The sequence below is a fragment of the Hoylesella buccalis ATCC 35310 genome (assembly GCF_025151385.1).
Classification (GTDB): Bacteria; Bacteroidota; Bacteroidia; order Bacteroidales; family Bacteroidaceae; genus Prevotella; species Prevotella buccalis.
The window spans coordinates 2,797,229-2,810,284 of record NZ_CP102287.1 but is presented as its reverse complement, the minus strand read 5'-3'; the positions used below and the strand labels follow the sequence as shown (position 1 = coordinate 2,810,284).

At 45.3% G+C, this 13,056-nt stretch carries 11 protein-coding genes; 10 read left to right on the top strand and 1 reads right to left on the bottom strand.

Going from position 1 to position 13,056, the window contains the following annotated elements:
- The first annotated feature begins 6 nt into the window (after positions 1–6).
- Genes NQ518_RS11540 through NQ518_RS11530 form a run of 3 tightly spaced genes read left to right on the top strand, consistent with a single transcriptional unit; the run spans position 7 to position 3,951 of the window.
- A complete protein-coding gene (locus NQ518_RS11540; RefSeq protein ID WP_227961774.1) occupies positions 7–1,638 on the top strand; it encodes a RagB/SusD family nutrient uptake outer membrane protein in 1,632 nt (543 codons plus the stop codon).
- Between the two features lie 21 nt (positions 1,639–1,659).
- Positions 1,660–2,778 (top strand): glycoside hydrolase family 18, encoded by a 1,119-nt coding sequence (locus NQ518_RS11535; protein ID WP_227961777.1) that lies wholly within the window; start codon positions 1,660–1,662, stop codon positions 2,776–2,778.
- A 30-nt stretch (positions 2,779–2,808) separates the two neighbouring features.
- A complete protein-coding gene (locus tag NQ518_RS11530) occupies positions 2,809–3,951 on the top strand; it encodes a DUF1735 and LamG domain-containing protein (RefSeq protein ID WP_227961779.1) in 1,143 nt (380 codons plus the stop codon).
- Between the two features lie 547 nt (positions 3,952–4,498).
- Here the strand turns inward: NQ518_RS11530 and NQ518_RS11525 are convergent.
- Complete coding sequence (locus tag NQ518_RS11525; RefSeq protein ID WP_227206986.1) at positions 4,499–4,891, bottom strand: hypothetical protein; 393 nt, start codon at positions 4,889–4,891, stop codon at positions 4,499–4,501.
- Between the two features lie 370 nt (positions 4,892–5,261).
- Between NQ518_RS11525 and NQ518_RS11520 the strand changes: the two genes are divergently transcribed.
- From NQ518_RS11520 to NQ518_RS11490, 7 genes are all read left to right on the top strand, one after another.
- Entirely contained in the window at positions 5,262–6,149 is an 888-nt protein-coding gene (locus NQ518_RS11520; protein WP_227961781.1) for an NAD kinase, read from the top strand.
- 19 nt (positions 6,150–6,168) lie between these two features.
- On the top strand, positions 6,169–7,839 hold the full coding sequence (locus tag NQ518_RS11515; protein WP_227961783.1) for an ABC transporter ATP-binding protein: 1,671 nt from the start codon (positions 6,169–6,171) through the stop codon (positions 7,837–7,839).
- A 6-nt stretch (positions 7,840–7,845) separates the two neighbouring features.
- Positions 7,846–8,400, top strand: coding sequence for a TlpA family protein disulfide reductase (locus tag NQ518_RS11510; protein WP_227961785.1), 555 nt, complete (start codon positions 7,846–7,848; stop codon positions 8,398–8,400).
- Positions 8,397–9,116, top strand: coding sequence for an ABC transporter ATP-binding protein (locus NQ518_RS11505; protein ID WP_008123530.1), 720 nt, complete (start codon positions 8,397–8,399; stop codon positions 9,114–9,116). Before NQ518_RS11510 ends, NQ518_RS11505 begins: the two co-directional genes overlap by 4 nt.
- A gap of 19 nt (positions 9,117–9,135) precedes the next feature.
- Complete coding sequence (locus tag NQ518_RS11500) at positions 9,136–10,398, top strand: ABC transporter permease (protein ID WP_227961787.1); 1,263 nt, start codon at positions 9,136–9,138, stop codon at positions 10,396–10,398.
- 3 nt (positions 10,399–10,401) lie between these two features.
- Positions 10,402–11,646 carry an ABC transporter permease gene (locus tag NQ518_RS11495; RefSeq protein ID WP_227961788.1) on the top strand — a complete coding sequence of 415 codons (1,245 nt, stop codon included), beginning with the start codon at positions 10,402–10,404 and terminating at the stop codon, positions 11,644–11,646.
- A gap of 93 nt (positions 11,647–11,739) precedes the next feature.
- Positions 11,740–12,843: an efflux RND transporter periplasmic adaptor subunit gene (locus NQ518_RS11490; RefSeq protein WP_227961790.1), complete on the top strand. Its 1,104-nt coding sequence runs from the start codon at positions 11,740–11,742 to the stop codon at positions 12,841–12,843.
- The last annotated feature ends 213 nt before the right edge of the window (positions 12,844–13,056 follow it).

Below are 13,056 nucleotides of genomic sequence, written 5' to 3'. Positions count from 1 at the left end.
TCAACTATGAAATTTCTAAGATATAAACAATATATGATAGGTTTATTGGCTTTGTCACTGTTTGCTTCGTGCGACTTTGAGAAAATCAATACCAACGAGTTCGAGATGCTTCCCGAAGAAGGTAAAATGGACGGTATCTCTGTCGGTGGTCCTATAACAGCTTTGCAAAAGTGCGTAGTGCCTGTTGGCACACAAGACGATGGAACGAATGTTGCCAACGAATATCAAGTAGCTTATCATTTGGCTGCCGATTGTTGGAGTGGTTACTTTGCTCAAAACAACAACTGGAACAGCGGTCGTAACAACTTAACTTATTTCTTGATGGACGGTTGGGTATCGGCATCGTACACTTCGGCTTATACCAAAGTGATACCGTTGTGGCAAGACATCAAGATAAAGACCGAGAAAGATTTCCCAGAGGCTTATGCTTTGGCACAAATTCTTAAAGTATCTACTTGGCATAAGGCTACCGATATGTTCGGTCCAATTCCTTACAAAGAGGCAGGAAAAGGTCTTATTAGTGTGCCTTACAACAGTCAGGCAGACGTGTACAAATGTATGTTTGAAGATTTGACGAATGCCATTGGCGTGCTGACAAATGCTCTCGAGCATGGTACTACCAAATTGTTGCCCAATGCTGATGCCGTATATGGAGGCAATGTGAAGAAATGGATAGTTTATGCCAACTCTTTAATGCTTCGCTTGGCAATGCGTGTATATTATGCCGATGAGGCCATGTCAAAGAAGTATGTACTGCAAGCGGTGAACAATCCTTACGGTGTGATGCAGTCTAAGGACGATGAAGCCAAGATGGAAAAGGGTGCAGGACTTACCTTTATCAACAATATTGAGATTTTATCGAACCAATACAACGAGTGCCGCATGGGTTCTTCAATGCAGGCTTATTTAGGTGGATATGAAGATCCACGACTTCCTAAGTACTTTACAGAGTCTGAAGCTTATTACGCTCAGGAGTTGGGACAATACGGAAAATACCTGGCAGTGCCAACTGGTAATATAGCTTCGCAGAACGATGTGTTTAAAATGGCATCAAGACCTAATGTAACCAAGACAACCGCCACTTATTGGATGCGCGCATCTGAAGTGTATTTCCTTTTGGCGGAAGCAGCGTTACATGGCATTTCTGTCAACGGTACTGCTGAAGACTTGTATCGCAAGGGTATTGCCATGTCGTTCGAGGAGAATGGCATTCCTGCCAATGAGGTAGACAGCTATATGAACTCTGGTCGTACACCGATGGAGTATAGTCTGAACATGTGGCGTCCCAACGTAAATGTTTCTGAACCTTCTGTTACAAATGCTACCGTAAAATGGGGTGGCAGTAACGAAGAGAAGTTAGAGAAAATCATGATCCAAAAATGGATTGCATTATATCCTAACGGACAAGAAGCTTGGAGTGAATATCGTCGTACGGGCTATCCAAAGCTGCACAAGGTAATGGCGAATTACAGCAACGGTGAGGTTGATACCAATATCGGTATTCGCAGAATGCGTTACCCTGCCAATAGGGCTACATCTGATGAGGACAAGCAGAACTTGGACAAAGCGCGTCAGATGCTACGTGACGGACAGGATAAAGCTGGTACTCGCCTGTGGTGGGATAATAAGAATAAATAATATACTTAAAATCGAAAAATAATGAAACGTTTTAAATATCATCAACTATTTCTCGCTCTTGCGATAGGAATGTTCATGACCTCCTGTAGTGATATGGTAGAACCCGAAGCAAAAGAGTTTGACCATGTGGGTGGTTATAACACCATGAACAACGCAAAGAGCGAACAATATTATGCTGATTTAAGAGCTTATAAGAAAACGGCTAATAATTATGGTCGTCCTGTAGCATTTGGTTGGTATTCTAACTGGTCGCCAGCAGGCACTTACCGTAGAGGCTACCTTAGTTCAATGCCAGACAGTATGGACATTGTATCTATGTGGAGTGGTGCCCCAAACAGATTTGAAATCACACCTGCACAGAAGGCTGACAAAGAATTTGTGCAAAAAGTGAAAGGAACCAAACTGCTGGAGGTAACCCTACTTTCTTATATCGGAAAAGGTAGAACTCCTGATTATGTATACCACGAAGTAGAGAAAAAAGCAGAACAAGAAGGCTGGAACAAAGACGAAGCGCGGCTGAACGAGGCAAAGAAACAGGCACGTTGGAAGTTCTGGGGCTACAATGGTGTACGTGGTTCAGAGAGCCATAAACAGGCGTTGGCAAAGTTTGCGAAAGCACTCTGCGACTCGTTGGTAGCTAACGATTGGGATGGTTATGACATCGACTGGGAAATTGGAAGTGGTGTCTTTGACATGGATGGAACTTTAGAAACCAATGAAGACTTAATTTATTTGATTAAGGAAATGAATAAGTATATTGGTCCTAAGAGTGACCCGGAGGGCAATGGCCACAAACTAATTTGTATTGACGGACAATTCCATGGTCTAACCAAAGCCTTGGATGGCTATGTTGATTATTGGATTGCACAATCGTATGGCTGGGTGCCCAGTTTGGATTACTATGATTTCGATACCAAAAAACTGATTATCACAGAGAATTTTGAATCCAACTTTAGTAGTGGTGGTAAGCTATTGAAGCAGGCAGCCTTGATGCCAACCAACGGATGTAAAGGAGGTGTAGGTGCTTATCGTTTTGACAACGACTATGACAATACGCCTAATTACAAGTGGATGCGCCAAGCTATTCAGATTAACCAGAAGGTTTATAATGAATGGAAAGCTAACCAAAAGAAAAAGTAAGTTTAGAGAATCATCAAAAATGAGATAACAATGAAAAACAAACATATATGCCGTTCTCTTTTAATGGGAGGGTTAGCCCTCTTGTTAGGAGCATGCAATAATGAGAGCGAAAATGATTTGCTCGCTGAAAAGGTTTACTTCGAGAGCAGTGAATATCAGGTAACGATGAAAGAAGAAAAAGATGTGATGGATGTAAATATCACCTCTCGTCTTAGTAATCTTCTGTCGTCGGATGTGAATGTATCGTATGAGGTAGCAGAAGAGTCATTGGTAAAAGAGTATAATGCGAAGCATGGTACTGGCTATTTACCGTTCAATGCACAAAATGCGAAAATAAACACACCGCAAGCTGTGATTGAAGCAGGTGCTACGCACGCCAAACCTGTAGTGCTTACCCTGTCTGGATTGAATAGTCTTGAAGCAGGAAAGTCTTATATCTTGCCTGTTCGAGTGAAATCAAGTAGTGTTCCAACAGTTGCTGGTGAGGATATAGAATATGTTATTTTAGCAAAACCAATCTTAATTAACAAGGTAGGCACGTTTACAAGTCACTATATTTCTGTAAAATTCCCAGCAGGAACTTTCTTTAAATCGTTTACCTATGAGGCTTTAGTTTATTCTTCTGGCTGGGGATCTAATAATACCATCATGGGTTGCGAAGGTATCATGATATTACGCGTTGGTGACGAAGGCGGCGGCATTAGTAGAGGTATTTTGCAAATTGCAGGAAACCAGCATTATGAATCGCCTGACAAGCTGCCCGCTAACCAGTGGTGTCATGTCGCCATTACTTACGATCAGCCTTCTGGAAAAACAGTTCTGTACTTGAATGGTGCCAAATGGGCAGAGTCTACTTGGAACATTGCTGGCTTCGATCCTAATAAGGATGTCGGCTTTAACATTGGTAAACTGGCAGGATTCCCATGGGGAGAACGTCCATTCCGTGGTTATATGAGCGAAATGAGAGTATGGAGCGTGGCCCGTACCGAGAAGCAAATCAAACAATTCATGTTAGGAGTTGATCCTAAGTCTGATGGACTTGAATTGTATTATAAGCTTGATGGCTCTGAGAAAGTAGAGGGCAATATTATCAAGGACGCAGCCAAAAACTTGGATGGTAAGACAAACGGTATTAATATCACTACCTTAGATGAACCTATCTCCATCAAATAATTTTTGAGAGTGATATAAAATGTAAATAAAAGGAGGTGTGCGACCATGCGTACACCTCCTTTTATTTCTATGCCCCAAAGGCATTATAGTACTCATATAAGTGGGCTTAGTAAGCATCCTATATTCGTAGTTTGTGTGAAGAATTTTTCGCAGCTAACCTGCTTGTTGTGCCTTAGATGCGATTCATGTCAGACCGTTAAAAATATGTTGCTCGCCAATCTCAATGATATTGATCCCCAAACTCAATGCTATTGGACATCAAACTCAATGACTTTGGACACTAAACTCGATGCTATTGGATATCACCCCCAAAAACAATACTAAAATAGGAAATATAGAATTGAGGTTTTTAGTTGACGATTTAACGAGTTGTCTAGATTTACTAGTTTTGCTAGTTTTGCTAGTTTTGCTAGAAATACTAGTTTTCCTAGAATTCCTAGTTGGTTAGTTTACAAGTTGAAAGCCTCACTCCCTACCCCTCCCCGAGGGGAGAGAGGTTGGGGGTGAGGCTGTAGAGGGGTTGGGGGTGAGGCTGTTCGTTCCCAGTCTACCTGTTACAATCGGCTGTCCAGGTCTCCTTACCCTTTACATAAAGGATATGAAGTTTAGACTCGTCAATCTTGATTCCCTTCAAACCATCCGAGCCTATGCTCACGAAGGTGTTGTCATCTTTTTTCGAAAACTTGATGTTGGTCAGGTCGGGAATGCCGTTGTTGAAGTGAAACGAATACCTGTTCCCCAGTTTGACAACAGTCACTTTGCCGTCATTGGCTGAAATTTTCTTATCTGTTTTGAGGTTTACATACGATATTTTTCCTTTATAAACGTCTGTGAACACTTCGGCCTCTGCTGGATCAGTGTCATCACTACAAGCTGCAAATCCCACTGATAAAAGCAGGGCACATAAGAAAATGGATAATGTTTTTAATGTTGTTTTCATAACTTAATTGTTTTAATTGTCGTTACAAATATAGGGAAAATAGAGCAAAAGTTCAAAATAATTTACATTCTTTATCACAGAATACTCTGTATTTCTGACAAATTGGTGGTTTTAATCCCTGGAATTAGTTTTCAGTCAAATTTGTTCACATATAAAAAGTGAGGCGCACACCTGGTGAATGTATCTGAATATCGTTCATGAACCGTCAACTATGATGCCTCGAAAAAGATAATCTGTTTTCTACCGTTTCATCGCTTTTTTCAATATAAATATGTATTTTTGCAAGGTATAGCCTGTGCGGCTTTGGGCATGTCAGTCATTACTTTTTACTTGACTGCTGTGTCAGGGACAGATAAAACGATACGCAATCATGTCAGAACAGAAATTAAGATTTGCCCTTTTTGGCAACGAATACCAACCTGAGAAAACAGCCTTCTTCCTGCGAATTATCGAGGAGTTGCAGGCATACGATGCTCACGTGAGCATTGATAGCACGTTTTACGACTTTTTAAGCCAAGATGTTCATTTCAAATCGGAGACCGTACAGCGGTTTGAAGGACAAAACTTCGATGCCGATTTTGTGATTTCCGTGGGTGGAGACGGCACCTTTCTCAAGGCTGCCCGACGTGTGGGCATCAAACAAATTCCGCTGATAGGGGTGAATACTGGCAGACTCGGTTTTCTTGCCAACATCCTTCCAAGTGAGTTAAAGGAAGCCGTTGCTGACATTTACGCCCACCATTACGAGTTAGAGAGGCATTCGGTCATTCAATTAGAAACCAACGGAGAACCCTTAGACATCAACCCTTACGCCCTCAACGACATTGCAATCCTGAAGCGTGACAATGCGGCGATGATTACCATCCGTGCTTGCGTGAACGATGACTACTTGGTAACCTACCAAGCCGATGGTTTAGTAATTGCGACACCTACGGGTAGTACGGCATACAACTTGTCAAATGGCGGCCCAATTATGGTGCCATCGACCAGCAATTTGTGTCTCACACCTGTGGCTCCACACAGTCTGAACATTCGTCCTATCGTGATTAACGACAACAATGTCATTACCCTCACGGTAGAATCGCGCTCACACAACTTCCTCGCTGCCATTGACGGTCGCTCCACAAAGTTAGGTGAGCATACGCAACTGACTATTCGAAAAGCTCCTTTTGCAACCCTTTTCGTCAAACGATTTGGTCAACGTTACTTCTCAACCCTGCGTGAAAAGATGATGTGGGGGGCAGACACAAGGGGATAACACATAGACACAGCAGCTTATGAACATCCGACAATGGTTTAAGATACCTACCCCCAAATATTCCGCCAGGGTTATTTTCAAATGGCTTTGGCGTGCTTGGCGTGGCAATCAGTTGCAAGCTATCCTCAATGCCGCCATTGGTTTGCTCTCCGTAGTGGTGAGCTTAGCACAAGTGTGGGCGGTACAGCATGCCATTGACGTGGCGTCTGGACACGCTGAAGGGTCTATCTACTGGTCTGTAGGGGTGATGGCACTGCTCATTCTTTGCGGATTCGCCCTGCGCATCTGTTCCATTTGGGTGCGCAACATCTTGGGCATCAAGGCGCAAAACCGTATGCAGCAACGCATGCTCGACCGTATTTTGCGGTCGGAATGGACGGGAAAAGAGTCGCATCACTCAGGCGATGTTCTCAATAGATTAGAGCAGGATGTAGGCACGGTGGTAAGTTTTCTAACCGAAACTATTCCTAATACCATTTCGGTAGTGGCAATGTTTGTGGGCGCTTTCCTGTATCTTTTTTCTATGGACAAAGTACTTGCCTTCGTCATCGTAGGCATTATTCCTGTGTTTGTGCTGTTAAGTAAGCTGTATATTGGACAGATGCGAAGGCTCACCCGACAGGTACGCGACTCGGATAGCAAGGTGCAAAGTGTGCTGCAAGAGACCATTCAGCACCGTATGCTCATCAAGACTTTGGAGAGCGACAGTGTGATGGTGGATCGATTGGAAAGCACACAGAGCGAACTTCGGCATCGGGTGGTAAAGCGAACGGCATTTAGTGTGGTATCAAACTTTATCTTGAACGCAGGATTCTCTGTGGGTTATCTCATTGCTTTCTTATGGGCAGCCTTGCGAATGGCTGACCAAACGCTGACTTTCGGAGGCATGACAGCGTTCTTGCAATTAGTAAATCGTATCCAAGGACCAGCGCGCGACCTCACTCGCTTAGCACCTGTGTTTGTCGGAGTCTTTACGGCCGCCGAGCGATTGATGGAACTTGAGGAGAATCCTTTGGAGGAACAAGGCGACCCTATCCCTCTAACGGCACCGTGTGGAGTGCGCTTGGAACACATTACCTACGCATACGACGATGGCGACAGTAATGTGATTGAGCAGTTAGATTTTGATTTTTACCCTGGTTCGTGCACGGCTGTCTTGGGCGAAACGGGCGCAGGAAAGACCACACTGATACGACTCATCTTGGCTCTGTTGCACCCCAATGAGGGGAAAGTCATCCTATACAATCAACAAGAGCAAAAGGAATTGTCGCCCCTGATGCGCTGCAACTTTGTGTATGTGCCACAAGGAAACACGCTGATGAGTGGCACGATTCGCGACAACTTGCGATTGGGCAAGCTCAACGCTACGGAAGAGGAAATAAAAGCGGCATTGGAAATGAGTTGCGCCTCGTTTGTTATGGAGCTTCCTGACGGCTTAGACACCGTTTGTACGGAAGCAGGAGGCGGATTAAGCGAAGGACAGGCACAGCGTATCAGCATTGCCCGAGCCTTGTTGCGCAACCGTCCAATCATGCTGTTCGATGAGGCTACCAGTGCTTTAGACCCCGAGACGGAGCGACAGCTCTTGCATAACATTCTCTCTAATCACGACAAAACCGTGATATTCATTACTCACAGACCTGCCGTAGTAGACTACTGCGACCAAACGTTACATCTACAAAAACAATAATTGATTATGAAAAGAATTGTATTTCTCACATTTTGCTTGTTCTGCACAGTTGCAACATTGTTGGCACAAGATGATGATGCCAAGTATGCCACTCAGCTTTTAGAGGTTGGAACGACAGCACCAACCCTTTCACTGCCCACCATCAACGGCGAGACCTTATCACTAAACGACTTCCGAGGGAAGTATGTAGTGTTGGAATTTTGGGCATCTTGGTGTCCCGATTGCCGAAAAATCACACCGAAAGTGGAAGAGTTGGGAGCAAAATATGCCGACCATGGCGTGGCTTTCATACACGTTTCGTTTGATACCAAGAAAGAGGCATGGACTCAGTATGTACAGCAAAATTGGAAAAACAAGCAAGCATACCATGTTTGTAACTTTGAGAAGATGAAAGAATCGAAAGTGGCAAAGGATTTTCACATCAAGTGGATTCCCTCCTTCTATCTTATCAATCCAGAAGGAAAGATTGTCATGAGAACGGTGATGGTGGAAAAAATCGAGAAAAAATTAGCCGAGCTGGTGCAACTTTCAAAGCCATGCTGTCGTCTAAAAGCCAAATGATACATCTCAAAGACATCAACAAGACCTATTTTGGCGCACAGCCCTTGCACGTTCTCAAGGGCATCACGCTTGACATAGAGGAAGGCGAATTTGTCTCTATCATGGGCGCATCGGGCTCGGGGAAGTCTACCTTATTAAATATATTAGGCATCCTCGACAATTATGACAGTGGCGAATATGTGCTGTCGGGTACGCTCATCAAGAACCTGAGCGAAAGGCGTGCCGCCGAATACCGCAACAAGATGATTGGCTTCATCTTTCAGTCGTTCAATCTCATTGGCTTCAAGACAGCGGTAGAAAACGTGGAGTTGCCCTTGTTCTACCAAGGAGTAAGTCGCAAAACACGCCGTCAGCAAGCCCTTGAATATCTTGACAGATTAGGATTGGCGCAATGGGCAGACCACTATCCTAACGAGATGTCGGGCGGACAGAAACAACGTGTTGCCATTGCCCGCGCGCTGATTACCAAACCACAGATTATCTTAGCCGACGAACCGACGGGAGCTTTGGACTCGAAAACCAGCGTGGAGGTGATGCAACTGCTCAAATCGCTCAACCAAGACGAACACATGACCATTGTCGTGGTAACGCACGAGAGCGGTGTCGCCAACGAGACAAACAAGATTATCCATATCAAGGACGGACTGATAGGACGCATTGAGGAGAATCTCGACCATAACTCAAGTCCGTTCGGGACAGGAGGTATCATGAAATAATGCTTAAAATAAGTCGAACATGAGAGACATCTTAACAGAAATATGGGCGACCGCACGACGCAATAAATTGCGCACTACCCTCACTGGATTTGCCGTTGCGTGGGGTATCTTCATGCTCATATTTCTGTTGGGAGCAGGCAACGGACTGATTAATGCCACGCAACAGAACTCGCATAGATACCTCAATACCTCCATGGTGATATTTGGTGGACAAACTTCAAAGGCACACAAAGGACTAAAGGAGGGGCGCAGGATAGAGTTGAACGACCGTGATATGGAAATCACCGAAGAGCGTTTCAGCGACAATGTGGAAGAGGTAGGTGCCGAACTTGACCATGGCAACACTACCATGAGCCATGGAAAAGAGTACACTGCCGCTAACATCAGTGGCGTATATCCCAACGATTACATCATCAACAAGCGTGATATGATCTATGGGAGATTTATTAATAAGATAGATATCAGAGACCGCAGGAAGTCGATTGTTATCAGTGATGACATGGCAAAGGAGCTTTCACCCACGGGAAACGTGGCAGATATGCTGGGAAAAATCGTGAGGATAGAAGACTTGGCGTTTCACATTGTGGGTATTTATCAAGTAGACAAAAGCATGATGGGTACCGATGCGTTCATCCCTTTCACTACCTATCGCACTATATATAATGTGGGTGACAAGACAGGCAACATCGTTTTCTCATTCAAAGGCTTGGAGACAGAACAGCAAAACGAAGCTTTCGAGCAGCGTTACCGTGCCAATCTCAACGGCAATCACGGTGCTGCGCCCGATGATGAGGAGGCGGTTTGGATATGGAACCGATTCACGCAAGCCATGCAGATGAACACAGGAATGGGCATGTTGCGCACGGCATTATGGATAGTGGGCATCTTTACCCTGCTCAGTGGCATCGTCGGAGTTTCCAACATCATGCTCATCACGGTGAAAGAACGCACCCACGAGTTCGGTATCCGCAAGGCTATCGGTGCCACACCATGGTCTATTCTGCGGCTCATCATCATTGAGAGCATCATCATCACCACCTTTTTCGGATACATCGGCATGGTGTTAGGCATTGCAGCCAATGAATACATGAATGCCACCATTGGCAACATGAAGGTTGATTCGGGCATGTTTACCACCACCATGTTTGTTAATCCCACCGTTGGACTTGACGTTTGTATCAACGCCACGCTACTGATGGTGGTGGCAGGCACTATCGCTGGACTCATACCTGCACGCAAGGCGGCACGCGTAAGACCCATTGAAGCACTAAGAGCAGAATAAGCCATGAAGTTTGATATCGACACATACAAAGAGATTATCGAGACACTCTCTCGCAACAAGAGCCGCTCTTTCCTCACTGGCTTTGGTGTTTTCTGGGGCATCTTCATGCTCATGGGACTCATCGGAGGTGGACAAGGGTTCAGAGAGTTGCTCAATCGAGTGTTCGAAGGCTTTGCTACCAACTCCTCAGTCATCTTCGCTCAACCCACTACCAAGCCATACGACGGCTATCGGAAGGGACGACAATGGACATTAGAATATAAAGATGTGGAGCGTATTAAGGCGAACGTTCGCGACTTAGACATCGTTACACCGGGATTGTCGCAATGGGGTGGAAACGCTGTGTTTGGCGACAAGAAGAGCAACTGCAACATCAAAGGCCTGATGGCGGATTACGCCAAGGTGGAAACACCGCACATGTACTACGGCAGATACCTCAACGAAATGGACATGCAGCAACGCAGGAAGGTGTGCATACTTGGCAAGAAAGTGTACAAGAACTTGTTTCCAGGCGGTGGAGACCCTTGCGGTCAGCTCATTAGAATAGACTCTATCTACTACAGTGTCGTAGGAGTAGACTACAGCGCAGGTAACATGAACATCAACGGGTCGGCAGAAGAGAGCGTCGTCATACCGCTCCCACTGATGCAACAAGCCTATAATTTGGGACAAACCGTACACGTTATTTGTGTTACAGGGCGTCCCGGGGTTAAAATGAGCAAAGTAGCACAACCCATGAGGGATGTCATCGCCCGTGCGCACCACATTGATCCGACCGATGAAAAGGGCATCACGGTGTTCAATACCGAAGTGATGTACGGCATGGTTGACAGTCTCTTTGCCGGTGTCAACTTCTTGGTATGGCTCATAGGCATCGGCACTTTGCTGGCTGGAGCTATCGGTGTGTCCAACATCATGATGGTAACGGTGCGCGAACGAACCACAGAAATCGGCATCAGGCGTGCCATTGGTGCCACGCCACGCACCATTTTGGGACAGATTATCGCAGAGAGCATCATCCTGATAGCGGTAGCTGGCATGAGTGGAATACTCTTTGCCGTCATCATTCTGCAGTTGGCAGAGATGGGTACCACCACTGATGGCTTTACTGCTGCACACTTCCAAGTAAACTTCTGGACTGCCGTGGGTGCTGTTATCATGCTGTCTATCCTTGGCGTTTTGGCAGGATTGGCACCTGCACTGAGAGCCATGTCCATCAAACCAGTGGATGCCATGCGAGACGAATAACCCGAACAAGAAAACAGATTATAAAACCTATTCATGATATACACTGCCGACCGCAGAACGAGTTGCGCATTGTGAACCATACATTACACCATTATGAAAAAGAATATCAAATTTATCGTTGCAGGCGTTATCGCCCTCATCTTCATCGGAACATTTGTTTTCCTATGGTTCAAGTCACGCCCTCAACCCGAGGTTTACGACGAGTTTACACCCAAGATATCGAACCTAAAGAAGGTAACTGTCATCACTGGCAAGATAGAACCTCGCAACGAGGTGAACGTGAAGCCGCAGATTTCGGGTATCATCACCGAGATTATGAAAGAAGCGGGCGAGATGGTGCAGGCTGGAGAGATTATCGCAAAGGTAAAAGTGGTGCCTGATATGAACCAATTGTCAAACGCACAGTCACGCGTTCGCTTGGCGCAAATCAACGTGAAGCAAGCGAAAGTGAACTACGACCGTGAGAAGAAGCTCTACGACAAAGGATTAGTAGCAGGCGATGAGTACGACAAGATACGGCAAGCCTACCAGCAATCCCAGGAGGAAGTGAAGGCTGCACAAGACAATTTAGAGGTGGTTCGCGACGGTGTGTCGAAGAATAATGCCAACACCAGCAGCACACTCATTCGCTCCACCATTAGCGGTTTGATTCTTGATGTACCTGTAAAAGTGGGCAACACGGTCATCTTGAGCAACACTTTCAACGACGGAACCACCATTGCCACGGTAGCCAACATGGGCGACCTTATCTTCCGAGGCAACATCGACGAGACGGAAGTGGGACAACTGTCTGTGGGCATGCCCATGAAGATTACTATCGGAGCCTTGCAGGACAACACCTTACAGGCGTCACTCGAATATGTTTCGCCCAAAGCCGTTGAGCAAAACGGCGCCAACCAATTTGAGATTAAAGCCGCCATTCGTAACATCCAGGGCAAGAAGATACGCAGTGGGTACAGTGCCAATGCCGAGATTGTGCTGGCAAGTGCGCAAAACGTGTTGACTGTTCCCGAGAGTGCCATCGAGTTTAGTGGAAAACAAACCTATGTGTATGTCGTCAAGGGAGATGAAGACAATAAGACTTACGAGCGACGAAAGGTTGAAACGGGCATGAGCGACGGTCTGAACATCGAGATAAAAAGCGGCTTGAACAAGAACGAAAAGGTGCGCGGACCCAAGAAAGTAAAGGAAGATTAAGATGAATCAACCGTGCCTTGCTATCTTATGCGCACGGTCTTGCAATGTCATTCGTTTGTAAGTGATGTTGAATGCTGCTACAAAAAGCTTTATAAAAAACGTAAGTAAAAAAAATACGCTGCAACTCTCAACGAGCTGCAGCGTATAGTATGTTTAACTAAAAATCTTTTCTCAGTAAATGAAAACCTCACGGCCTTCATTGTTACCTGTTAA